Origin of the sequence: Paenibacillus sp. FSL L8-0708 (assembly GCF_038009325.1) — a bacterium.
GTDB lineage: Bacteria > Bacillota > Bacilli > Paenibacillales > Paenibacillaceae > Paenibacillus_AQ > Paenibacillus_AQ odorifer.
The window spans coordinates 7184595-7207152 of record NZ_JBBPBC010000001.1; the positions used below are offsets into that span (position 1 = coordinate 7184595).

Consider the following 22558-nt stretch of genomic DNA (forward strand, 5'->3'; position numbering starts at 1 on the left):
TACCACCGTAACTTATTTATTGTCAATTGGAAAAGAAAATGTTTACATTCAATAATTTACCACGTAAAATAAACTATTAAATTTTCCATAAACAAGAAATAGATTCGGTACAATGATCAAAAAAAGGAGCAGACGGTATTTAATACCCGTCTACTCCTATAGTGAAACACCGATAAAATTATTTTTTGCGATCCATAAGAAAACTGTCTGGAGTGTAGGCGGCCTCGTAGGCGTTGCGTTGGGCTTTGGCCTGATTCCGCTTCTGTAGCCAGTCTTGAGCTTCCAAACGTAAAGTGTTCATTCTATCTAAGATCACATTATCATGTTCCAAGATTCGATTTATTTCTTTCTTCTGTGCAAGCGTCATTCGACAAATCGTTGCTACTTCTGCAATAGAATCGACAAGTTCCTGACGTTCGTCTACAAAAGCCTCCAACTCCTCATAGGTAGTCTCTTGAAGACGCTCTTCGATCTCCCGGGTGAGTTGATCTAAGCTCCGGATTAATTCATCCATGAGCACTTTCAGCCTGTCCCTGACCCACAGCGATTTTGGATGCCTGTAGCCAAGTTTCCCGAAGGTCTGTTAAATAGCCAATGGCCTCTTCCGCTTTTTCTTGGCTTTTACGTATGTTGGCTTCTACTAGCAAGAAATTAGTATATTCGTAAAGTGAATAGAGGTTTTTTGATATCTCATAAGAGTAATCCAATGTGCTCATTAATTCACTAACTATAGATTGGGCTTTGCCAAAATTAAGACTTGTCTTCTCGTAGTCCTGTTTACTGAGTCCATCCATTGCTGTTCTCACGAAGCGAATGGCTCCGTCGTACAACATAATTACTAATTGAGCAGGTGTCGAGGTCTGAATAGAAGACTGGCGGTATTTCTCATAAGGAGATGTAATCAATAATCTCACCCTCTATTTTATTATTATCTTAGCTGGAAGTGGAGAAGAGACTGTTCGACTGTGACTGTAACTTGTTCATGGCTGTTTCCATTGCTGAGAATTGCTTGTAGTAGCGTGTTTCAGCATTGTTTAACATGGTCAACATATCACTTATACGAGCGCTATATTCCTTTAGTTTCTTCCCCATAACGCTTTCTTCTTTAAAGGTACTAGTCAGGTCTGTTGAGAACTTATTAGTCCCTACTCTTTTTACCAAGCTATCCAAACTATTATCTACTTTGGTAGCCATTATAGAAAAGATACCCGATTTAGGTGCACTTTCAGTACCCTGAAATAGTTCGGTGACTGCCTGTGGATTATTATTCAGTGCTTTTGTTAATTTCTCCTCATCTACATACAACTTTCCATTTTCAAAATATTGTCCGGTAGTGATTCCAATAGAACTAAGACTTCCTAATTTCTCGGAAATGACAGCACGTAAAGATGAAATAGTTTGTGTTAGAATATCATCATTTTTCAGGAGACCACTTTTTGCTTTTTCTGTCCAGGCTGTGATATCTGCTTCTTTCATATCAGCCTTTTGCTCATCAGTCAATGGAGCAAAATCACGATATTTTGCTTCTGATGTTTTACTATTCAATAAACTCACAAGGCTATTATAATCTTCGACAAAAGCTTTAATCGTATCTATTGCTTTTGTTGGATCAGATTGAATAGATATATTTACAGGAGTATCTTTGTCTCCTGAAATAGCAGGATCGATCATTGGTGTAGATGTTGTTGATGTAGTTTCTGAGAGAGTAAGTATAACCCCATTTACTGTGAAAGAATTAGTATCTTTTATAATTTGCGTATTATTAATATATACTACTGCATCCTTTCCCATATCATTCTGTTTCATACCACCAAAGACATCCAGTAAAGTGTTATCTCCAGCAGTTGTTCCAAGCTTAACTTCACTTTTTGAACCCATCGTATTAGATGTAATAATGAGTTTACCTTTAATTTCATCAAAACTCGCAGTGACCTTTGCATCTGTATTGGCATTTATTTTGGATATAATCGTAGAAATTGCTGTATCTGAGCTAAAACTGAAAGTCTGGTCATTTACTTTAAGTTTATATGGGTCGGTTGAAGTCCCCCCCAAGTCGGCAAGTGTTGATAATGTAGTGAACTTAGACCCAGCACCATTAGTTTCTAGTTTCCCTTTGGATGCCAATTGGGTAATACTTACCTTCATATCAACTCCGTTTGCATCAGCATTAGCAACAGCCTTAAGTGCATCTGTATTACCAGTTGTCACAGCTTTATATGCATTCAACGCTGAGGAAGTTCCATAAGTTTTAGTAAGCTTATTCGACTTGAAATCAACAAGTTTACTGTTTATTTCACGGTAGCTGTCTCTTTGCCATTGTACTAATTGCTTTTGCTGAGTCAATTTATCCATCGGAATACGTTTGGCTGCCATTAAATTCTTTACCATAGTATCGATATCCATTCCTGAAAATCCGTTAACTCTTGTTACCAAAGAAGCACCTCCGCTCTTAAATTTTCTCGTCTATTAATATCCCAGCAATTTCCATCATATTAGCTACTAAATCCAACGTCTTTTCAGGAGGAATCTCACGGATAAGCTCACCTGTGTCCTTATTAAGGACCTTGACCATAATATCATGTGTTTTCTCATGGATGCTGATTTGCAGAGTGGTCTGGGGTCCTTGTAGAGATTTAACTGCCCGTTCTATCGTACGAATGAGCTGTTCCTCCGCAACAGATACATTGACTCCCTGATTCTCTTTGGAACTCATATCCTTAGCAGTTCGAATAGTAGCCGTCTGACTTACAGGCGAAACAACTTCAGTACTTGTCGACACTTCATTTTTGCTTTGTCCGTTTGTTGTAGAATTAGCTGTAAGTGACAACTGTATATTCATATACCCCGACCTCCACCAACGCTCATTTTATAATGTATATATCGGTTAAACTCAAGGATAATTTAGGAATAGTCAAAGATAAACTGAAAAAAATCCTGATTTCTCTAGGGATTTCCGACAACACATTAAATTTCCCTGTTTCTAAATATAAAAAAAAAAGGCCTTGGATAATTCCAAGGCCTTTTCTTTACGAAACTATAGGTAATCTTTTTAAAATTAACGAAGCAATTGCAGAACACCTTGTGGTTGTTGGTTAGCTTGTGCCAACATTGCTTGGGAAGCTTGAGCAAGAATGTTGTTCTTAGTTTGTTGCATCATTTCCTTAGCCATGTCAACGTCACGTACACGGGATTCAGCAGCAGTCAAGTTTTCTGAAGATGTGTTCAAGTTGTTAATTGTGTGCTCAAGACGGTTTTGTGTAGCACCCAATTTTGAACGTTCTGCAGAAACTTTTGTCAAAGCTGCGTCGATAACTTTGATAGCTACGTTAGCTTGACCTTGGTTACCCACTTTAAGATCCTTGATACCTAGAGCAGATCCACCCATATCTTTAATAGACAATTGAATATTTTGACCAGTGTTAGCACCGATTTGGAAAGTTGCTTGTCCATCAGCATGGTTTATTGTAGCTTGTGTAGTTTCTGTGAAACTCGACAGTGCATTTGATGCACCAGACTTAACAACACCATTGGCATCTTTAACAGTGAAAGTTAGACCATTGACCGCACCAGTATGACCGTCAGCAGTAGCTGTGATGGAAATTGCACCACCAGCTACAGATGCAGGGCCAAAATCACCAGCAGCTGTGATATCAGCAATAGTTTTGTCACCTGCTAAGGTGAATGATTTAGTAGTACCATCCACTACATAAGAAACCTCGATAGAATCTCCAGCAAGAATACCAAGACTATTACCATTGGCATCAGTCAATGTGTTAAATGCTTCTGTACCAGCGGCGATAGCTACTCCACCAGCACCTTTTAGTGAAGTGTTTTGACTGACATTCTTGCCTGCAACAGTTGTTTTATCCATCGAACCATCAAGCAAGTTCTTAGTATTAAATTGAGTAGTCTCACGAATACGATCAATTTCTTTACCCAATTGGTCTACTTCGTCTTGAATGTTAACACGATCTTGGGCAGTATTAGTATCATTGGCTCCTTGAACGGAAAGCTCACGCATACGTTGCAGAATGCTATGTGTTTCGTTCAATGCACCCTCAGCAGTTTGAATTAAAGAGATACCATCTTGCGAGTTACGGGAAGCTTGATCTAGACCGCGGATTTGACCGCGCATTTTTTCGGAGATTGCCAAGCCAGCAGCATCATCACCTGCACGGTTGATGCGAAGACCCGAAGACAATTTTTCAATATTTTTACTAGTTGCTGCAGTGTTACTTGACAGCTGACGGTGAGTGTTAAGTGCTGTAACATTGTGGTTAATAATCATTTGAAATTTCCTCCCTGAAATTAAGTTAGTTCCACATCCATGTGGTAAACGCCAAGCCATTAAGGTCGGCCGCCCTGCCGGCTCAGCGTCTAATACATATATCGACGGTATGCACCCAACTGTTTAGAGCAAATCGAATTTTTTTTGAAATTTCTTGGTTAAATTCTCCAAAATAAAATAAAAAACCCGAGTTCGCGATTAAGCGATCCCAGGTTCTGGATTATGTGTATGCTATATGTCAATTATTCATCCTTATTTACACCACGAAGTCGATGGATCAATGCATTTAGATCAGACTGCTGAGGAGCGACGGACTCACGGTTAGTCTCTTGGATCGAGAGGTATATTTCTTTGCGAAAAATATCGACATGCTTTGGTGCAGTAACCCCAACCTTTACGGTATCACCATCCACGCTTAAGATTGTCAGCTCGATCTGATCTTGGATGACGATGGTCTCACCTTTTTTTCGGGAAAGTACGAGCATATTATCCACCTTCCTTTCCATCGATACACTTCCGCTCTTGCAGTAAGCTATGCTTGGTATGATAAGGTGCTTTATGCAGCACGATTTGTTTGCCAGTATGCCCTATAGGATTCAATACAATAGGAGCAAGAAGATTAATCGTGGACTGTTCGGCATGTTCCTTTAGTGTAATAACACAACAAACGATAACCTCACTATCTATACCTAGTTCTTCAGCTTCATCATCTGGCAACTCAAACTCATAAGAAGGATTAAACATAAACGGATCACCCAAAAGAAACGATAGTCCCTCGCTTTTTATTGACTGCAGATACCAAAATGGTGTCTCTACCATTGCGATCAAAACAAAATCTGTTTCTTCATCAAAACCGGGTAATCCTTTAGGAAAATGATATAACTGTTCTTTATCTATTTCTAGTTTCCCCCAAGACAGTGTTTCTATAATCAAAATTATTCACTCCTCAAAAAGTTAAGCTGGAAAAACTAACTTCTTATGAAACTCTCCTAAATTATATATAGACAAAAATTATATATAGACAAAAGCTATAGAGGCGCTTAGCACATCTATAGCTTAAAAAGCTACAATTGAATATTCAATTCTGGTGGAATAAACTGAATAGAAGCGTACTGCTGCATATAAATATTTAACTTACCAAGAGTATATTCAATCTCCGGATTATGTCTATCCACCCGAATATTGACTTTCGCAGCTCGAAAATCGATTTGTGGAGCTCTCGTTTCGATGTGAATTTCAACATTGTCGTAGGATGCCGGACCTCGAATCTCTGGAAACGAATTTGGCTCGGTATCCATACCGTATACTTCCGCAATTGTATTTCCAGGTCTAAAAAACTGTGCCATCCGATTCCCTTGTTCAACCTTTCTCGCAATCGACTGAAGATATAATTGCTGAATGCCAGAATAGATACGCTTGTTCATATCTAGCATTTTCCCACCATTATATGCTTCCCACGCTCTTGATTGATCTACGGTAAGCTCAGGCCTAGTCGATTGAACCGTTAATTGCCCCGGAGTGGTTGTTACATTAACCTCAGCCTTGGGTTGGGTAATCGAATATGTTCCCGGGTCAGCATCGATTCCAATCACAGCAGGCGTCTGACGAATTTGCAATATCGGCTGTAACAACGAGAACCGCCTCCATTATCTTATAAAATCCACGAGAGTTGTGGAAATAATCTTTGCACCCACCGACAAGGAAGCATTGTAGATATTCTCTTGAATCTTCGAGTTCATAATCAAACCTTCATAGTCGGCATCTTCTGTCTTGGCTTGAAGATCCGTTAAGTTTACATTCAAATCACTAAGCCGATCTTGCATTAATTCCACACGATTAGTTTTAGCCCCTATCTCAGAGCGAGCCGTCAGAATTTTCTCCACCCTTGTATCAATTGTATCAAGTTGTGCTGATATCCCTTTGAAATCACCGGACTTTAAGGCACCCGATAATTGATTAATGATTGCAAACAAATTATCTGCATCACCAGTATTACCGAATACATCATTTCCGGTAGTACTGATTGGCATACGTACATCTTCGCCTACGATAAACTGAATCTGCCCTGAATCCGTAGTAATCGGCTTAGATACATCATATGTACCGTCTACACCTTTAGCAAAATTATAAGGTTTGGTGGTATATTGCTCACCATTAAAGATATATTTACCATTCAATGTACTGTTAGCGATATCGACAAGTTGCTCTTTTAACTGCATTACTTCTTCATTAATACTATCGAGTGCGGACTGTGGATTACTACCTGTCGCAGCCTGTACGGACAGTTCGCGAATCTTCTGAACAACATCTCCGGCCTGACCGAGTACCGTATCATTATAATCAAGCCATGAAATGGCACTATCTACATTCTTGGTGTACTGCTCGTTAGATGAAAGCTCAGCACGGTAGCGGAGAGAATAAGTAATACCCACTGGATCATCGGATGCTTTGTTGATTTTACGTCCTGTGGCAAGCTGTAACTGTGTATCGTTCATTGTACGTGCATTACGGTTTAAGTTAAGTAGAAGCTGTGAATTCATCATGTTAGAGGTTACTCTTAGCATACGCTATATCTCCTTTTATCTGCCGACTGTGCCGGTGGAATTGATCAATTTGTCGAGCAGTTCATCAAAAGTAGTCATAAAACGCGCTGCGGCACTATAAGCATGCTGGAATACTAGCATATTCGACATTTCTTCATCCAGTGATACACCGCTGACTGATTGACGACGGGAGTTAACTTGCTCTACGAGATAATCTGAGTTATCCGTCTGACGTGCAGCCTCTTGGGATTGAATACCCAGCTGACCAACCATAGAGCTAAAAAGCCCACCAACAGTGTTGCTCACACTACCGTCTGGCTTAGTAAATTTACTATCCTTCAGGTTCGTCAATAAAAGAGCCAAGGTGTTGTTTCCTTTAACGACTTGCGTATTTCCGTTCGCATCAACAGTTGTACGTAACGAAGTTGCAAATAGGTTTACGTCAGCTGCAATTTCCGGATTCAGCTTGATCGTTCCAGCCTCACCTGAGGTTACAAAGAAATCACGTCCGACGCTTCCATCCATCGCATAACCTAACTTGTGAAGTCCGTTTAACCCTTTGACAATGGTCTTGGCGTCTTCATACATTGTTGCGCCCTTAGGCATAGCCTGACCAGCAGCCAAGGTAACAACGGTACCGTCAGCTTGTGTAATCTTGACATCACTAGTCAACACTGTGCCCTCAGGAAGATTGGAGCCAGCTGGCACTGTAATTTCAACGTCACCTGTAGCAATAGTGCTCGCCAAATCATTGAGCTGTTTCTTATAATCGGCAACATAGGTATTATTGGAAAAAATCATTCCGTAAGCCTCGCCGCCCTTCAAGGTTCCGGAGGCATAAGCATTATTAAGAAACGCGCCATCTACGGTTGCAGTAACTTCTCCACCCTCTACGAGAGGTTGTCCACCCAAAGAAATGTTATAACCCGCTTCCGTCTCTACAACAGTAATATTAGCAATTTTGGAGAGTTTGTCCGCCATCAGGTCGCGTTGATCACGTAGATCGTTCGCATGATCCCCCATACCCTCAATCTTATAGATGGATTTATTTAAATCTGCGATCGCGGTTAGGTAACCCTGAGCTTCTTTTGCCTTAACATCTATATTAGTGGTTAGATCCCGCTCCAGATTATTCAGTTGCGTGCTCATATAGTTCATGGCATCTGTCAAAGATTGTGCAGTTTGCACTACAATCTTACGGGCCGTTGGATCTTCAGGGTTCTTACTCAGATCCGACCATGATTTCCAGAAGTTATCCAGAACTGTACGAATGCCTGTATCCGATGGTTCATTAACGATAGCTTCCAGCTTAGAGAGCGTATCTGCTTGAAGACTCCAGTTGCCGAAAGCAGAGTTCTCGCCACGGTACTGATCATCCAGAAACATTTCTCGAATCCGATCGATAGATGAGAATTCCACCCCTGTACCCATTTGACCTGGAACGGTAGATTTAAACAACCCGTACGCTTCAATAGGTAAAGAGGCTTGCATATTAACACGTTGACGAGTATAACCTTCGGTATTCGCATTAGCGATATTGTGTCCAGTTGTATTAAGAGCTGCGGTCTGAGTAAAAAGGCTGCGTCTCGCCGTCTCTATCGAGTGAAATGTGGATGTCATGCTTCTTACTCCTCCTTATGTTCTGCTCTGGCAGAACACTTCATCAGTACAATTCTAACCTCGTGCATCAAAAATCCCCGACCGATTTACGTTGTTGCCTTTGTCGGACGGACGATGATAAGTAATATCCTGATTTGGTCTTCCGACCAACAGATCCAAAGAATAATCTATAAATGTAAGCGACTGCTCTATCAGCTTCTGATTTAGGTCATTGGCTTCTTTCAGGCGATGCAAAGTGCCCGAAAGCTTCTGCTGAATATGCAGCAGTCGTGCCTTGTCTTCAGGGTCAAATATAAGCCTGGAAAGCTCCGTTAGGTTCAGGTTCAGGTTGGAACGAATACCCACACCTTGTAAAACGGTATATGCGGCTAATATTCGCTCTTCCTCGAGCTGCCCAATTACCTTCATTAGTTTGGACTCACGGTTAAGGATGTCTATTAACGCATCCACCTTGTTATCCATAATCGTCTGTTTCTTCTCAGCGGCCAGATCCAGCATTTGAACATGCACTCCATCTAGCCGCTCCAATAGTTCTATTAATGTCGTCAATGCCATGGATGTTTTCACCTAATTCTCGGAGGATTGCTTAAAGTAAGGGGCGAGTTTCTCTGCTAGCTTAGATGCATCAACTTGATAGGTACCTGCGGAGACCTGCTGCTTTAGATTGTCGATCTTAAGTGCGCGTTCTGGATCATTCTTGCCAGTGTTTTGTGCTTGCAAGAGTTGAATCGCTTCATCAGAGATCGAAACCTCATCCTTGCGTGTGCTTTTCTTCATTTGTTCCTGCCTTTGCGCTTCCGCGCTGCGTTGATACGGATTAATCGCGTTAATTCGTCCGGTCTCGTTAATTTTCATAACTTCCACCTTCCTTCTAATATAAAAAAGCCGATAATCTTTACTAAGTTTATCGGCGTAGACTGAAACATTCTTTATAGCTGCAAACGTTTTTTTGCAGATTTTATAGGTCACGCAGCTTATCTATGGCACGATATGCACCATCAGATGTCTTTTTGGTAGTATCCTCAGCAGAATTTTCCTTGACAGCATTCGTTAGATCTTTCCTGAGCCGACTACGACAGCTGTCACACATATGGCCATCCCGAATCAGTGTACCACACACTTCGCAAGGGTACATCATATTGGGTGCATTAGCTATAGAAATCCGGCCTTCTCGAATAAAGCGGGTAATCTCTTTAATAGAAATCCCCGTAGCATCGGAGAGCTCCTGAATGTTGGTTCCTTTGTTCTCCCGTAAATAATTCACGCAGATCTCATATTCATGCTCCAGCTCTTTGATACAGGACTGGCACAACCCCATAAGATTCTTGACAAACAACCGGCCGCACCTTGGACAATTGTCTAGATTCATAACAAGCAGCCGCTCCTCTCCGTACATTCTGTGCAATGCATAATATTCTTATGCTCCTAGATTACATGATTGCAAGGAATTCGTCTATGGGACAGAAGAAACGCTACCAACCGTAACTAATCCTTAATGGAATGGATATAGCTATTCACAATCATGCATTTTTTCGTTTTTTAGGAACGCGCCCAGGTTAGGCTATAGATTTCTGCAGCATAATCATAGTTTGAAACCATTTGTTTTAGAATTTCAGCGCAAGCACGAATCGTGCTCCCCGTTGTGTAGATATCATCAACAATAATGATTCGGATAGGACGGCTTAGAGGTGAGTTTTCTTTCAGCCAATCCTTAAATGGTATGGAGACTGCCTGATTCGCTCCAAAAGCATGTTTCATATCCGCCAGTCGCTCTGCACGCCCTTTAAAGCTCTGCTTACCCGTGTGATGCGTACGAATCAGTAGCGGTAGCTGAGGAATCTTCCTATGACGAGATAGAACATCGGCCAATCTTTCGGCTTGATTGAAGCCCCGTTCTAGAAGCCTTGAATCACTGACAGGTACCGGAACTAATAAATCAGCTGACCAAAGGCTGTTTTTTATGTACCTTTTATGTTGAATAAGATGAAAAAAAGATGCTTTCTGAGATAAAAGAGCCCCCTGTTGCTTTTCCTCCTTTAGGGTTAAATATGCCCTATCCAGCATGAGTCCAAGCAGAGGGGCATATCGTTCATTCCCGCGATATTTATATTGACCGAGCCATTCTCTCATCTCATTAGTGTAGGCTACCGCACTCCGGTTACATACAATGGGGGAGGGCTCAGCGCTGCGAGTGCAGTCTGGACAACCTACATGCCGCCCACATATCAAGCAACGTGGAGCGCGTATCCAAGGAATGGATTCCGCACAATTCTTACAGATACCCGGCAGCTGTGAGGACTGTGGGCTGTGCTTCCCGCAGGTTAGACATTGAGGCACGGAGGGGGTAAGGAGGAAAGACAGAGATTTTGGGAACCTTGTAAGCTTGGTATTCATATAGCCCCACCTTTACGAATATATCCTTGGCGGCGAGCAATGATATTCATAGTACGAATCTGAGCAATCGCTCCACGCTGGGATCGGCTCCACTGAGGGGAGGCAAATACAACATGGCCATCAGGATCATCTTTAGAACGACCAGCACGTCCTGCCATCTGTACCAAAGAGGCTTCGTCAAAAAGACCACTGTCTGCATCCAAAATAAATACGTCACTGCGTGGCACGGTAACTCCCCGTTCCAGGATCGTAGTAGTCACTAACAAAGAGATGATACGGTTGCGAAAAGCAGTCACCTTTTCTGCCCGAAATGAATCCTTGGACGAGGTGCCTTCAATAACCACGCCGGGAAAGCTACGACGAAGTAGTATCAGCAATCCTTCGATATGAGCTATTCGAGACACAAATAGAAAAATTTGTGCTTTTCGCTCCAATGACTTTTGAAGATTTTGTATAAGCGATCTTGGCAAACTCCCACGCTTTAAACAGGTTAGAACCGAGGGTATACTCAAATGCTGCGGGATAGGCAAGGGATGACCATGGAAGCGGACAGGCACTCTGGCATGTGGAAGTTTGCCTAACCGAACCAAACGCTGCATTTCTTGTGGCGGCGTAGCTGATAAATAAATGAAAGAGCCGTCCACTTTACAGGCTTGTTCAGCAGCATAGGCCAACATAGGATCATTGTGGTATGGAAACGCATCCAGCTCGTCGATGATTACGAGATCAAAACCTTGATGGAAGCGCAGGAGCTGATGGGTGGTTGCGAGCGTTAAGCGACCGCTCACCCAGCGATCTGTGCTGCCTCCATAAAGTACGGCGATGACCTCCGCCGGAAAAGCCCGGGCGAGCCGCGGCGCGAGCTCAAGTAAGACGTCGCGGCGCGGCGTCGCTACCAGCGCCCGCCCTCCGGCGGCGAGCACAGCCTCTAGGAGCGGGAAGATCATCTCCGTCTTCCCCGCTCCCGTTACCGCCCAGAGCAGAAACCGCTCTGGGCATGAAGTGGCGGAGCGCTTGCGCGGCTCCGCCAGAAAACCCAGCGCAGCGCCAGCGGCTCCCGCCTGCGCTGGGCTCAGCCCCCACCGGCCTGCGGCCGCGGCGGGGTCAAGGGCGGCCGTGCACCGCACGGCCGGAAGTGCTGCGCTGCGCAGCAGCAGCGCACAAGCCCGGCTGCGCCCAAGCGCGAGGCAGGCCTCGCAATAGGCGCAGCCCATAAGCCCGCACGCAGCGCATGCCGTGCGGCCGGTGGGCACGCTGCCGCAACGCAGGCAGCGCGAAACCGCGCGGCGAGCGACAGCGCCGCGCCGCAACATGTGCGGCAGCTTAGCCGCCGCACGCATCATAACGCCAGCACCCGCAGGGAGCTGGCGGGCCCGCGCCCCGTGCGTAGCCGGGGTCGCAATGCCTACGGCGGCTGTAAGCAACAGCCGCCCCTGCAGATACGCCAGTTGTGCCGCCTGGCGCCAGCAACCCCCTAGCTCTGGCAATTCTTCTGCCAGCAGCGCTTCTACTTCCGGCTCCAATAAAGAGCGCCCGGCCACAGCCCGCAATAATTGTTCTGAATCCGATTCTAGTAATCCAGATTCAAAATCCTCTTTTTCACACCAATCGTATCTTTCGTTCTTCTTATTGTCCTGTTCTATTCCGAAACTTGATTCATTAGGCTTCCATATGAATATTCCATCATTTAACCACTGTGCCTCCCACAGTCCCCCTGCCTCTTTCTCCTCTCTCAACTCAGCCTCAAGCATACTATTAATATATTGCCCCCACTCCTTAATCCCCCAGGTGCCCATTGCGCTTCTTTGTTTAAAGTTGTCCCGGAGCTTCACAGCCCAACCTAGCGGCAACGCAGAAGAAAGCAGAACCAAACTATTCGCCGCTAAGGAACTCCCAGCTTTCTTCTCCGGTCTAGCTACAGACCACCACCATCTATCCACGCTAAGATCTAATGAAATTTCAAACCTCCAGCTCCCCTTGCATTCCACAGCATATACAGCGACTTGCATAATAATCCCTCCTACCTCTCGCTTGTACTTAGCAACTCCATATTTGATCCCAAATTCACGAATCCGTCTCCCCAAACGCAAAAAGCACACTCCCCCAGTTCTTGGAGAGTGTGCTTCACCCGTTACTTACATATTTACTTAAGATCTGTTGCGCTTTGATTCGCATCCCCTACTTCCTGCCATCCCCATAAAAGGCAGCGATACAGACTGCCCTGACAGCCGCAAGTCTACTACAATTCCTTCATGCTGCAATTCTTCACTCATCTGAAGAGAGTACATAGATGTTGCAAGATCGATAGAGCAGCCGCTAGCGGCCATTTTGGAAACAATCCCAAGTGTTCCATCGCTCGAACCATCATCCATGAACGTTACTCGCAATCGTTTTCCGGTTAGAAGAGCTTGAAATGTCAGTGCCCGAATGTACCATTCCACAACAGATTCATGATTGCGGGTAATAAAAATATAATGAATCCATTTTCCGGACTGCGGTGTTTTACGCACCTTCTGCCGGTTATGCAACATATGAATCATCACTGCAGCGGATACATAAACAACCGCAATCCATATCAACTGGGCTACCATGGAGATGCACCTCCTCTGTATACCAACACTATATGCCGGCATTAAAAGGTCGGTGACTGCCTAGAACACCCATCAGGGAAGCAAGCTGTGTCTACTTAATTTCTTTCCTATATGTAACGTATTACTGTGAAGCTTCTACAAGGTTACCCAGCCATATTTAATCGAATTAATAACGGCTTGAGTCCGATCATCCACTTCCATTTTTTGCAATATACTGCTAACATGGTTTTTAACTGTTTTTTCACTAATGAATAAATATTCACCAATCATTTTGTTGCTCTTACCTTCAGCCATTAGACGCAGCACTTCTGCTTCACGACGGGTTAGAGGATTGTTGTCGCCAGCAATAAATTTAACACCAGCTTCCTTCACCACTGTATCTGTAGTTACACCAGTCTCGTTAAGGTAAGTCATACGCCGCAATTGATTGATAAGCTTTCCAGTAACCTTTGGATGGATAAAGGCATGTCCTTCACAGACCGAACGAATGGCATTAATAAGGGATTCGGCCTCCATATCCTTCAATAAATAACCATTGGCGCCCTTACGAAGGGTCTCAAATACATAACTCTCATCATCATGAATGGATAAAATAATTACCTTAACCTCCGGGAACATTTCCCGAAGTTTTTGAGTGGCTTCTACGCCGTTCTCAACAGGCATATTGATGTCCATCAATACGATGTCCGGTTTAGTCCCGTTACAAAACTCTAATACCTGAATACCGTCGCCGCACTCCCCTATGACCTCGATATCCTCCTCCATATTCAAAATGCGTTTCAGCCCTTCACGAAAAAGCTGATGATCATCCGCCAAAAGAACCTTAATGGGCGTTTTACTAGAGTTTAAGTTCTCCATCACACTACTCCTTCCCCTTCTCCACATTCGTCGGAATATGGATCACGATTGTTGTCCCCTGATTCTCGGCTGATACAATTTCCATTCTTCCTTCAAGCAGTTCTACACGTTCCCGCATACCTACTAGCCCGAAGCTTTCCCGATTACCTTGCTGATTTTTTAACTTTTGTACATTAAAGCCTAATCCGTTATCTTTAATCACAATCTTAATTAACTGCGCTTGGTATGTAATCTCCACCAATACGAAGCTTGGGTAGGCATGTTTTGCTGCATTAGACAATGCTTCCTGAACCAGACGATATACCGCCGCCTCCATCGCTGAGGATAGTCGGTGTTCCTGTCCCCGGGTTTCCAGAGTCGTCCGCAGTTTCGTCTTCTCTTCAAAATCATGCACATATTTCCGCAAAGTCGGAATCAAGCCCAAATCATCGAGAGCCATCGGTCGTAAATTAAAAATAACCTTACGCATTTCTTCCAGGCTGTTACGAACCTGCCCTTTTAAATCTACTACTTCGTCCTGCACCAGCCCAAATTCCTGCTTTACCAGCATTCTTTCTACAATTTCCGTCCTAAGGACTAGATTTGCCAGCATTTGAGCGGGACCATCATGAATTTCCCGGGCAATTCTCTTCCGTTCTTCTTCTTGAGCCAGGATAATTTTGAGTCCGATCATCTGTCTGTTCTTCGCAGATTCGACAATTCTCGTCACTTGGCCTAGTTCTCCCGACAAATATTCGAGCACTACGCTCATTTGCGAACCAATTGACTCTGCACGCTCTACAGAATTTTCGACACTGCGCACTCGCATTTGTAATTCATCACGTCTGCTTCGAAGATAGACCTCTCGCTCACGCGTCATCATGAGTTCGAGCTGAAGCTCCGTAGCCTTCTCATAAGCAATACGGATATCCTTCTCTGAGTAGCGGACAAAGTCCCGGCTGACCTCTGTCAGCCGGATTCTGGAGCGGTGATACTGTAGCTCCAGCTTGTCTACCTTTTTCAACGTTTCATCCGTTTCGTCCATGACCCGCTGCAGTTCCTTGTTGAGTGCAGCAAGTTCATCACGTGCAACCTGCAATATTTCAAAAATCTGATACTTGCTGCTCTCCATCACGTCGATGGTATTTTTAATAACGCGATCAATCGCATCGGCTTGAAATTCCACGGATGCTTGCCCCTTTTCTATCGGATCGTATTAAGGTTTTCCTTATATATTAACATATCACGATTCGATAGTTACGGTCTTCGTTTTCTGTTCCCATTTTACAGTTAATCCTAACTGTTCAGAAACCAGTCTCAGAGGTACTAAAGTCCTACCCTGTAAAATAATAGGTGCTACTTCAGCACTTTGTCGCTTACCATTTAACAGGTATTCCTTTTTATTTACCGTCAGATCCAGTGCCTTGGCTCCGCGCAACACCATGATCTTCTTATTCACCTGATCCCAGGTAGCATTCCCTCCAAAAGCATCCAGCACATAACGGATCGGCACATAAGTACTGCCGTCTTTCACAATTGGAGCTACATCAATAGCCTTCTTATTTCCATTTACAGTCATTGCTTTGGAGCCGATGCTCATCGAAGCTGTACCCTTTGGTAACCCTGCATCACTGGAAAGTGAAGGCATTGTGAAGGTGATATTATCAAAAGCAACGGTACCTGTCTTCGCCCGTTCATCTTGGCCTTCCTCTACGTTGACTACATAAAGTCTCTTCAGCGTAGCCGGGAATTTAATCCCTGATCCTGACAAGTCGATGTTTATGTTCTTCCAACCGTTCCAATCGATAATCTTCGCAAGATCTACATAGGCTGTAGCTCCACTATTGTCTACAAACTCAGCACGCAGCCAATTTAAGCTCATATCGCCCATCACATCAACTGACATCGAAGTTGCAAGCGCTGGAACGGCTTTTCCACTTGTGCCGTTAAGTTGAGCATAAGCGTACATTTTACCGCTGCCAGCCGTCATATCATAACTGAGTGACAGCACCTTGGAGCCTACTCTTTCAGCCGATCCGTCTACGATTGTTGCAGTCCCCTGTACCGCTGGCACATTGGTAGTAAAGTTGACTGGATAACTTACCTTCTCGAAATCTTCCCATGTTGTAGCTGCTGCTGTCGATAATACAACCGCTGTGCTAAATCCATCATAACGAGCAATAGCGTAACCTGTAGTAACCCCTGCATCCACAGAGTTTACAGTAAGCTTGCCATTTTGCACGACTCCCTTAAAGCCTACAAACTCCCACTTCAGCGCTGAATCTGGAACGCTTATGGTTGCTCCACTCTTCGTAGAGGCCTTTACAGGGACAGATACAGTTGTCCCAGCTGTCAGTGGCGCTGTAGCAGTGCCTACACTCATGCTGGATAGATCATCTCCACCCAAGACTGTAAGGGTTGTAGAAGCACTTGCTACGCCGCTTTTAGCCGTTAAGGTAACGGTGCCTGGCTTCACTGCCGTTACTTCTCCTGCACTTACAGTTGCGCTTCCTCCGCTTGATGTCCAAGTAGGATTGCCTGCTGCTACATCTATAGGGTTATAGTAAGTGTCATAACCTTTTAACGAATAAGTAGCCTTTTGTCCAACTAATAGCGAAGTGCTTCCGCTAATTTTAATTCCTTTTACTTCACCTTGTGGTGCGTTAGTATAAACACCAAGCGCGTTAACAATGCTGCGCTGCTCTGTGCCATACTCTGTATTAAAGGTTAGTGTGGCTGAGCTTTCACCAAGAGGCCGGTCTACCATCGTTGTAGAGCCGCCTCCGTCTAAGTTAAGCCCTTTCCAGACTCCAATATTGGTCATAAAAGATTGCAGCTCGGTCAATGACATTCCTGAGCTGTTGCCATTTTTTTCAGTAGCTATGATATATACATAACGTCCATCCTGAGAATATCCTAAAGCCGTACGTGCACGATAACCGCCAATACTGCTAGTCGAGCGAGAGAACGTTGCTGCTTTTCCGTTATTTACAAGAATCGTATGTCCACCAATCATTGTTTGCAGATTAGCAGGATCTAGCGATTGCTGTGTAGTCTTGGATTTCAGGGAGTACACACTTGTTACCGGTTGTCCTACAGTCAGATGGGCAGTAACATACCGTGCGGCTAAGCCATGGGCCCGCAAAATATAAGCTCCCTTTGGAACCGCTGTAGGAAGCGCAGCATTTTCAGATATTTGAGTAACTACGCCGTTTTCAACGAGCACCTCTGTCGGTGTGGTTGAGCTGTTTTTGGGACGATCGAGTGCGGTCCATACATCCGTATAGATATACATTGCATTAGCATGGCTATAAGTAGAGCTTCCACCTTCAGGACTATAAGCACCTTTATTGATACCGGATATCTCAAACTGTGCGCCGTCAGGTGCGGTTACCATTCCTTCAAAACTGAACTCATCAATAAGAGGCTTGCGATCCTTAGTCACTGCAAAGGCATACATGCCATCCAATTGCGAAGGGGTGGAAACCAAGACTCCACTGGATACTTGTCCACCAATCGGAGCGCCTTCCCCGCCTGTATTAAAATAATCTCCGTTTACTGCAGCCACGGCTCCAGTTTCCTTAGCCATCCCGCCAGTACTTTGACGTGTTGTCAGGTTTCCACCTTTACCTGTCATAACATCTAAAGATACATATGGATTGTTGAGGTCAACGCGAATAACATCCGCCAAGCCAGAAGCGCTCGCTCCTGAACGCGTAGCCGTATATTTGTATTTCATCATAATGGCGCCCGAAGTAATTACTTCTTCTCCCAGCTTGCTTACTTTAAAATTAGATGTGGCTGCGGCAGCAATTGGTGTGGAACTATGACCAAACATAGCTAAGCCTTCACTGCCAATTACCGGCATAATCCACAACACACCTGCTAATGAAGCGGCAACCCATTTTTTAGTAGATGATAATTTCATTCCCCGAACAATTTCTCTACTCTTCTTCTCCATGAAAACTTCATTCATTTCGACGTAACTCTCCCATCTCTTTTTTACTCTTCAAGTCCGTTATCAAAAGTTTGGAAACTGGTTCCTATTTTTCTAGTACTCTTTTAATAGACTGAAAATAAGCGAAAAAGTTGCGAAATTGAGAGATTTCAAGCTTTATAGAGTCACGTTACACAAACTATTAACATAAAAAAAAGCCCAGCAGAATGCCAGGCTTTACCAATCTATTAATTCTACAAATAATCTGTTTGCTTCAGCATCCGATGCAGCATCACAGCAGCTTGTGCACGAGTGGCATTACCCTGAGGTTGGAACTCACTTGTGGTCATTCCCAAAATAATCCCCGATTGCACAGCTTTAGCTACGAATTCTGCACTTTGATTCTGAATTTTGGACTTATCCTTAAAGCGAGCCAGTGTTGAGGCAGAAGTGCCGCTTAAAGTAATAGGATGTTTGGTGTATTCCATTGCCCGAATCATCATGATTGCCATTTGCTCACGAGTGATATTATCATTAGGCCGGAAGGAGCCATCCGTGTTCCCTGTAATAATACCAGCCTTAGCTGCTGCACCAATATAGTCTCCCGTTTGTGTGGAAGGTTGCACATCCCGGAAGCGCTGTGCGGTCTCACGATCGCCCAGCAAACCAAGTCCCCGGCTAAGCATTACTGCAAACTCTGCACGGGTAATCTTTTTTTCTGGACTAAATGTAGTCCCGTAGCTGCTATCAATGATAGTTTTTGCACTAAGCTCAGCTACAATCGAATTACTCCAATGCCTACTCATATCTGAGAAGGCCCGGGTTGATAAAAAGGTTCCTAACACCTGATTACCCTCTGTACGAGCACGAATAATTGTATAGCTACCAACCGTACTTACTTTTGTTGGCAGATAGGCTGCATCGTAATAGGAAAGATCCAGTCTAGCGGCAGATGTCTGCGCACTATTTAATGAAGAAGTTGTACGCACCGTGTATTCTCCAGGTACAGATAATGCCTTAGCATTAGAATAATTACTGCTAACTATCGCAGTCACCCGGACATCCATAAGACTTGTAACGCTCTGCATCCCCATAGTTTTTAGCTTTTGTTCAAATGGGGAGAACGTACCTGCCGGAACCTTTTCTAATCGGAACACCAACGAGATATTTTTACTGTCTGCAATCAAGCTACTCGCTAATCCGTTCATATCGATATCGTCTAATCCAACGCTATATAAGTGATCGCCATAACGAATCATAAATTTAGTGGCTTTACTACGGTTAACAGCATCAAGCATAGGCTTTAAAGGAACAGTCACATAGGCCGATTGTTCTGTAGCAGGCACCTCAAAAGCTAATGTATCACTACTCGCCTTATACAGATATTCATAACTGGCCGCCAGGCGATCTGCGTTTAAGGTATATCTTTTTACAGATTGATTGTATAACGAACGGTCATCCACGATTTGTGAAGAGTCACTCTTCAGCAACGCGTATTCTTTTCCAAACTCACTTGTTGCAAGCGTCCCTAGATAGGATGGACGATTTCCCGTTCCGGTGCTCACGCCGGTTAGGTTCTTAACAGAGAGAGAAGAGAATGAGGACAGTATATTACCGTTCAAATCCTTGATCGTACCTGAACCTGACATATAGGACAAATCGATAGTTTGCCCAGTCTTTACTAGTGAAGAGGTTGTTATTTTTAAAATATCCCCTGACAAAGAGTAATTTTGTACGCCCATACTGCTTCCATCTGCTCTAACTCCGAACTGATTAGCATAGAGGGAACCGGATGCCTGCATGTTTTTACTGAATGTAACCGTAAGCTCGTCGCCATTGATGGTAGCAGAACTAATTTCAGGAATGCTAGTACCGCTATTTTCCGAGATGGACACAGGCTGCAGGTTAATATAAGCTGCACGGTTTCCATTTAAATCGCTTATTCCGGTAGTTCCCGGAACATAGGAGACAGTAACATTCTGATTCACCGTCAAAGCACTCTGGAGCGTCAGCGTAACCTGTGAGCCACTGACCGATACATTCGTAACATAGTTAGGAGTGCTGCCAACAAGTACAGAGAACTGACTGTTCATCGGGAGGTTAGTTGTTGACAAGCCTTCATTGTAATTCAGAAGGATTTTATTTCCACCGCCGGTTGCACTTTGGAACACGGGTGGAATTGTATCGTTGCTGTTGCGAATATAGAAATCTGTGAAATCCGCAATATTTTGTCCAAAAGAATTCTGCAAAGGATAAGAGCCTGCATAATAGGAGACACGAACGGCCTGGCCGTTATATGCGTCGCTGTTTAACCCTAAATATACTGTGTTCCCGCTGGAGCTTATGGAGTTAACCCCTAGGGATCCCCCATCTGAAGTCACTAGAAACTGACTATGTGCGTAAGTGGAAACAGCCTTTAAGGTGTCATTGAAATTCAATGCTACGGTTCTACCTGTGATCCGCCCATCCTTTGGTGTAGGCATGGAGGACTCGATAGTGTTAGTGACCTGCTTTGAGCTAAAAGTGCTGGCTGCATTTCCACTTGGATCTTGAATAGTCCGCAGACCACCTGTATAGCTAACCTTCACGATTTGTCCAACCGCTACCCCTGTACTGAGCACCACATAGGCGCTGTCTCCCTGGATATAAACACTTTCAATTGTACGACTCTCATCATTCACCGTAGCACTAAAACTGGAGCTCAACAATGCAATGGAAGAGTTAAGCGTCTCATTGTATTTTAAACGAATGGTCCGATTGTTCTCGAGCGATGCAGATGTGAGCTGTGGAGCTGTCTTGTCCTGAGACAAGGTCCGGAAGCTCCATGAATTTTTGCCATTTAGTCCATCATAGATAACATTAGCATCAATAGCGTCTACAAAAGCCCCTTTAGCGATATCAATATAATAGGTTGAGTCGCTATCTAAAGCTGTTTTAGGCGTAATTACATATTCGTTTACTGCAGTTGTACTCCGGTTAACAGTAACTGGAACCTGTGCTCCACCATTTTTATAAAGCGCTACACCATTTGCCACAGCACTGTTATAATTCACATCACGATTGAATGTGATAGATAATGATCGGTTGTTAGCTATGGATTCGCTCCGGTCAGCTGGATTTAGCGCGCTTACGTTAAGTCCTGTCAAAGAAGCCGTTGTAAATGTCCAGGTATACACACCCGAAGCTGGAAATACATTCCCATCTTGATCGTAAAAAGCTCCCTGCGGAATCGTCACCGTATATTGCGTACTGTTTAGCAGGGGTGACGCTGTTGATGCCGGAATCAAGGTAATAGTCCTGCTGCTTCCTCCTGTAACGGCTGGGGAGTTTACATTAAGCCATCTCGTTCTAGCATCGTTAGCGGCCCCTGGAGATACTGTAATTACTCCGCCTGCAGGCATCATAGGACGATCAAAAGTAAGTTGCAGTCCTCCAGTGGTAGATACCCCACCTGCTCCATTTACTGGTGCGGGAGTCACTGGAATCTCAGCCACACCCTTAGTAGAAAAGCTCCATACATTACCGCTAGAAATGCCAGAATAAGTTCGATTATCAACATCCTTAAAAGCGTAGGAATCAATAAGAATATAATAATTAGCTCCGGTAGCCAATGCTTTATCCAATGTTAATTTAACTGTAGTAGAGTTAGCATCAGTCTGAACGTTTACTCTAGATTCGTCATCCTTTATTTTGAACTCCTGCACGGTTGCGTTATCTGCAGACGACAAAATTCGGATGGAACCTCCACCTTTTTTCAGGTTTTTATTTAAGGTTAGACTTAGCTCTTTAAGGGCTCCAGCATCCACTCTTGTATTATTAGCAGGTGTAAAGTTGCCTGCCGTAATCGCTGCATTACTCTCAGGTGCGGTGGTAAATGCCCATGAAGTATCTCCTGACTCATTACCATCATTATCCTTGAACAACCCCTTAGGGATTGTCACTGTATAGGTCTTGTTTGAAGTAAACTGTTGATTTAGCTTAAGCTCGTAATCTTTTGAACTACCAATTAGACCGTAACTACCAATAGGAATCGTTAAAAAAGGTGAACTATCACCCTGACCCGTGATGGTAATTTCACCAGACTGTGGGTTTACTTGACGATCAAAGCTCAGTCTAAGAGATGATCCGATATTTACATAACTTGCTCCAGGCGCTGGTGAGACTGTTATACCAAACTCTGATGCAGCATACACTGCTGAATTCCCTACTCCAATAGCAGGATATCCCGAACCAAGTACTAACTCTCCCGCTAGAATAAGTGCCGTCCATATTGAAATTTTTCTTTTCATTCCGTGATAGACTCCTCTCAAGCCATACTAACGTCTTTATGTATATTCTTATATTTCGG

Annotated in this window: 20 protein-coding genes; all 20 read right to left on the reverse strand. The window is 43.9% G+C overall.

Translation table 11 applies throughout. The features are described from left to right. Positions 1-178 precede the first annotated feature (178 nt). The 20 genes from NYE58_RS33770 to NYE58_RS33865 all read right to left on the reverse strand — a co-directional run bounded on the left by NYE58_RS33770 (position 179) and on the right by NYE58_RS33865 (position 22499). A complete protein-coding gene (locus NYE58_RS33770) occupies positions 179-514 on the reverse strand; it encodes a flagellar protein FliT (protein ID WP_341004056.1) in 336 nt (111 codons plus the stop codon). Next, on the reverse strand, positions 507-905 hold the full coding sequence (gene fliS, locus NYE58_RS33775; protein ID WP_076276903.1) for a flagellar export chaperone FliS: 399 nt from the start codon (positions 903-905) through the stop codon (positions 507-509). The genes NYE58_RS33770 and fliS overlap by 8 nt, the downstream gene beginning before the upstream one ends. 28 nt (positions 906-933) lie before the next feature. Beyond that, positions 934-2433 carry a flagellar filament capping protein FliD gene (gene fliD / locus NYE58_RS33780; RefSeq protein WP_256719004.1) on the reverse strand — a complete coding sequence of 500 codons (1500 nt, stop codon included), beginning with the start codon at positions 2431-2433 and terminating at the stop codon, positions 934-936. 16 nt (positions 2434-2449) lie between these two features. Beyond that, positions 2450-2839 (reverse strand): flagellar protein FlaG, encoded by a 390-nt coding sequence (locus tag NYE58_RS33785; RefSeq protein ID WP_076276904.1) that lies wholly within the window; start codon positions 2837-2839, stop codon positions 2450-2452. Positions 2840-3055: 216 nt separating this feature from the next. Beyond that, complete coding sequence (locus NYE58_RS33790) at positions 3056-4288, reverse strand: flagellin N-terminal helical domain-containing protein (RefSeq protein ID WP_076276905.1); 1233 nt, start codon at positions 4286-4288, stop codon at positions 3056-3058. 242 nt (positions 4289-4530) lie between these two features. Continuing rightward, the gene (csrA, locus tag NYE58_RS33795; RefSeq protein ID WP_076276906.1) at positions 4531-4773 is read right to left on the reverse strand and encodes a carbon storage regulator CsrA; all 243 of its coding nucleotides are present in this window, start codon (positions 4771-4773) and stop codon (positions 4531-4533) included. 1 nt (position 4774) lies between these two features. Continuing rightward, the gene (fliW, locus tag NYE58_RS33800; protein ID WP_076276907.1) at positions 4775-5221 is read right to left on the reverse strand and encodes a flagellar assembly protein FliW; all 447 of its coding nucleotides are present in this window, start codon (positions 5219-5221) and stop codon (positions 4775-4777) included. A gap of 131 nt (positions 5222-5352) precedes the next feature. Then, positions 5353-5919 carry a DUF6470 family protein gene (locus NYE58_RS33805; protein ID WP_076276908.1) on the reverse strand — a complete coding sequence of 189 codons (567 nt, stop codon included), beginning with the start codon at positions 5917-5919 and terminating at the stop codon, positions 5353-5355. A gap of 15 nt (positions 5920-5934) precedes the next feature. Further along, positions 5935-6852 (reverse strand): flagellar hook-associated protein FlgL, encoded by a 918-nt coding sequence (gene flgL, locus NYE58_RS33810; RefSeq protein WP_076276909.1) that lies wholly within the window; start codon positions 6850-6852, stop codon positions 5935-5937. A gap of 15 nt (positions 6853-6867) precedes the next feature. Further along, a complete protein-coding gene (gene flgK / locus NYE58_RS33815; protein WP_076276910.1) occupies positions 6868-8451 on the reverse strand; it encodes a flagellar hook-associated protein FlgK in 1584 nt (527 codons plus the stop codon). 54 nt (positions 8452-8505) lie between these two features. After that, positions 8506-9006, reverse strand: a complete 501-nt coding sequence (locus tag NYE58_RS33820) for a flagellar protein FlgN (protein ID WP_036678457.1) — start codon at positions 9004-9006, stop codon at positions 8506-8508. 12 nt (positions 9007-9018) lie between these two features. After that, a complete protein-coding gene (gene flgM, locus NYE58_RS33825) occupies positions 9019-9306 on the reverse strand; it encodes a flagellar biosynthesis anti-sigma factor FlgM (protein ID WP_036678454.1) in 288 nt (95 codons plus the stop codon). Positions 9307-9409: 103 nt separating this feature from the next. Beyond that, positions 9410-9820, reverse strand: a complete 411-nt coding sequence (locus NYE58_RS33830) for a TIGR03826 family flagellar region protein (protein WP_036678678.1) — start codon at positions 9818-9820, stop codon at positions 9410-9412. Between the two features lie 170 nt (positions 9821-9990). Next, complete coding sequence (locus NYE58_RS33835; RefSeq protein WP_076276911.1) at positions 9991-10845, reverse strand: ComF family protein; 855 nt, start codon at positions 10843-10845, stop codon at positions 9991-9993. After that, the gene (locus NYE58_RS33840) at positions 10842-12854 is read right to left on the reverse strand and encodes a DEAD/DEAH box helicase (protein ID WP_341004060.1); all 2013 of its coding nucleotides are present in this window, start codon (positions 12852-12854) and stop codon (positions 10842-10844) included. The genes NYE58_RS33835 and NYE58_RS33840 overlap by 4 nt, the downstream gene beginning before the upstream one ends. Positions 12855-12992: 138 nt before the next feature. Beyond that, the gene (locus NYE58_RS33845; RefSeq protein WP_076123908.1) at positions 12993-13436 is read right to left on the reverse strand and encodes a glycosyltransferase family A protein; all 444 of its coding nucleotides are present in this window, start codon (positions 13434-13436) and stop codon (positions 12993-12995) included. Between the two features lie 135 nt (positions 13437-13571). After that, a complete protein-coding gene (locus NYE58_RS33850) occupies positions 13572-14294 on the reverse strand; it encodes a response regulator transcription factor (protein WP_036681509.1) in 723 nt (240 codons plus the stop codon). 4 nt (positions 14295-14298) lie between these two features. Then, the gene (locus NYE58_RS33855; RefSeq protein ID WP_036681511.1) at positions 14299-15459 is read right to left on the reverse strand and encodes a sensor histidine kinase; all 1161 of its coding nucleotides are present in this window, start codon (positions 15457-15459) and stop codon (positions 14299-14301) included. Between the two features lie 57 nt (positions 15460-15516). Beyond that, the gene (locus NYE58_RS33860; protein WP_081387502.1) at positions 15517-18249 is read right to left on the reverse strand and encodes a stalk domain-containing protein; all 2733 of its coding nucleotides are present in this window, start codon (positions 18247-18249) and stop codon (positions 15517-15519) included. A 215-nt stretch (positions 18250-18464) separates the two neighbouring features. Then, the gene (locus tag NYE58_RS33865; protein WP_341004062.1) at positions 18465-22499 is read right to left on the reverse strand and encodes an Ig-like domain-containing protein; all 4035 of its coding nucleotides are present in this window, start codon (positions 22497-22499) and stop codon (positions 18465-18467) included. Between the last annotated feature and the right edge of the window lie 59 nt (positions 22500-22558).

Excerpts from the sequence above, each read along its gene's own strand:
- NYE58_RS33770 (WP_341004056.1), bottom strand. The coding sequence starts at position 514 with ATGGATGAATTAATCCGGAGCTTAGATCAACTCACCCGGGAGATCGAA.
- NYE58_RS33785 (WP_076276904.1), bottom strand. The coding sequence starts at position 2,839 with ATGAATATACAGTTGTCACTTACAGCTAATTCTACAACAAACGGACAA.
- NYE58_RS33790 (WP_076276905.1), bottom strand. The coding sequence starts at position 4,288 with ATGATTATTAACCACAATGTTACAGCACTTAACACTCACCGTCAGCTG.
- csrA (WP_076276906.1), bottom strand. The coding sequence starts at position 4,773 with ATGCTCGTACTTTCCCGAAAAAAAGGTGAGACCATCGTCATCCAAGAT.
- flgL (WP_076276909.1), bottom strand. The coding sequence starts at position 6,852 with ATGCTAAGAGTAACCTCTAACATGATGAATTCACAGCTTCTACTTAAC.
- flgK (WP_076276910.1), bottom strand. The coding sequence starts at position 8,451 with ATGACATCCACATTTCACTCGATAGAGACGGCGAGACGCAGCCTTTTT.
- NYE58_RS33820 (WP_036678457.1), bottom strand. The coding sequence starts at position 9,006 with ATGGCATTGACGACATTAATAGAACTATTGGAGCGGCTAGATGGAGTG.
- flgM (WP_036678454.1), bottom strand. The coding sequence starts at position 9,306 with ATGAAAATTAACGAGACCGGACGAATTAACGCGATTAATCCGTATCAA.
- NYE58_RS33830 (WP_036678678.1), bottom strand. The coding sequence starts at position 9,820 with ATGAATCTAGACAATTGTCCAAGGTGCGGCCGGTTGTTTGTCAAGAAT.
- NYE58_RS33835 (WP_076276911.1), bottom strand. The coding sequence starts at position 10,845 with ATGAATACCAAGCTTACAAGGTTCCCAAAATCTCTGTCTTTCCTCCTT.
- NYE58_RS33840 (WP_341004060.1), bottom strand. The coding sequence starts at position 12,854 with ATGCAAGTCGCTGTATATGCTGTGGAATGCAAGGGGAGCTGGAGGTTT.
- NYE58_RS33845 (WP_076123908.1), bottom strand. The coding sequence starts at position 13,436 with ATGGTAGCCCAGTTGATATGGATTGCGGTTGTTTATGTATCCGCTGCA.
- NYE58_RS33850 (WP_036681509.1), bottom strand. The coding sequence starts at position 14,294 with ATGGAGAACTTAAACTCTAGTAAAACGCCCATTAAGGTTCTTTTGGCG.
- NYE58_RS33860 (WP_081387502.1), bottom strand. The coding sequence starts at position 18,249 with ATGAATGAAGTTTTCATGGAGAAGAAGAGTAGAGAAATTGTTCGGGGA.
- NYE58_RS33865 (WP_341004062.1), bottom strand. The coding sequence starts at position 22,499 with ATGAAAAGAAAAATTTCAATATGGACGGCACTTATTCTAGCGGGAGAG.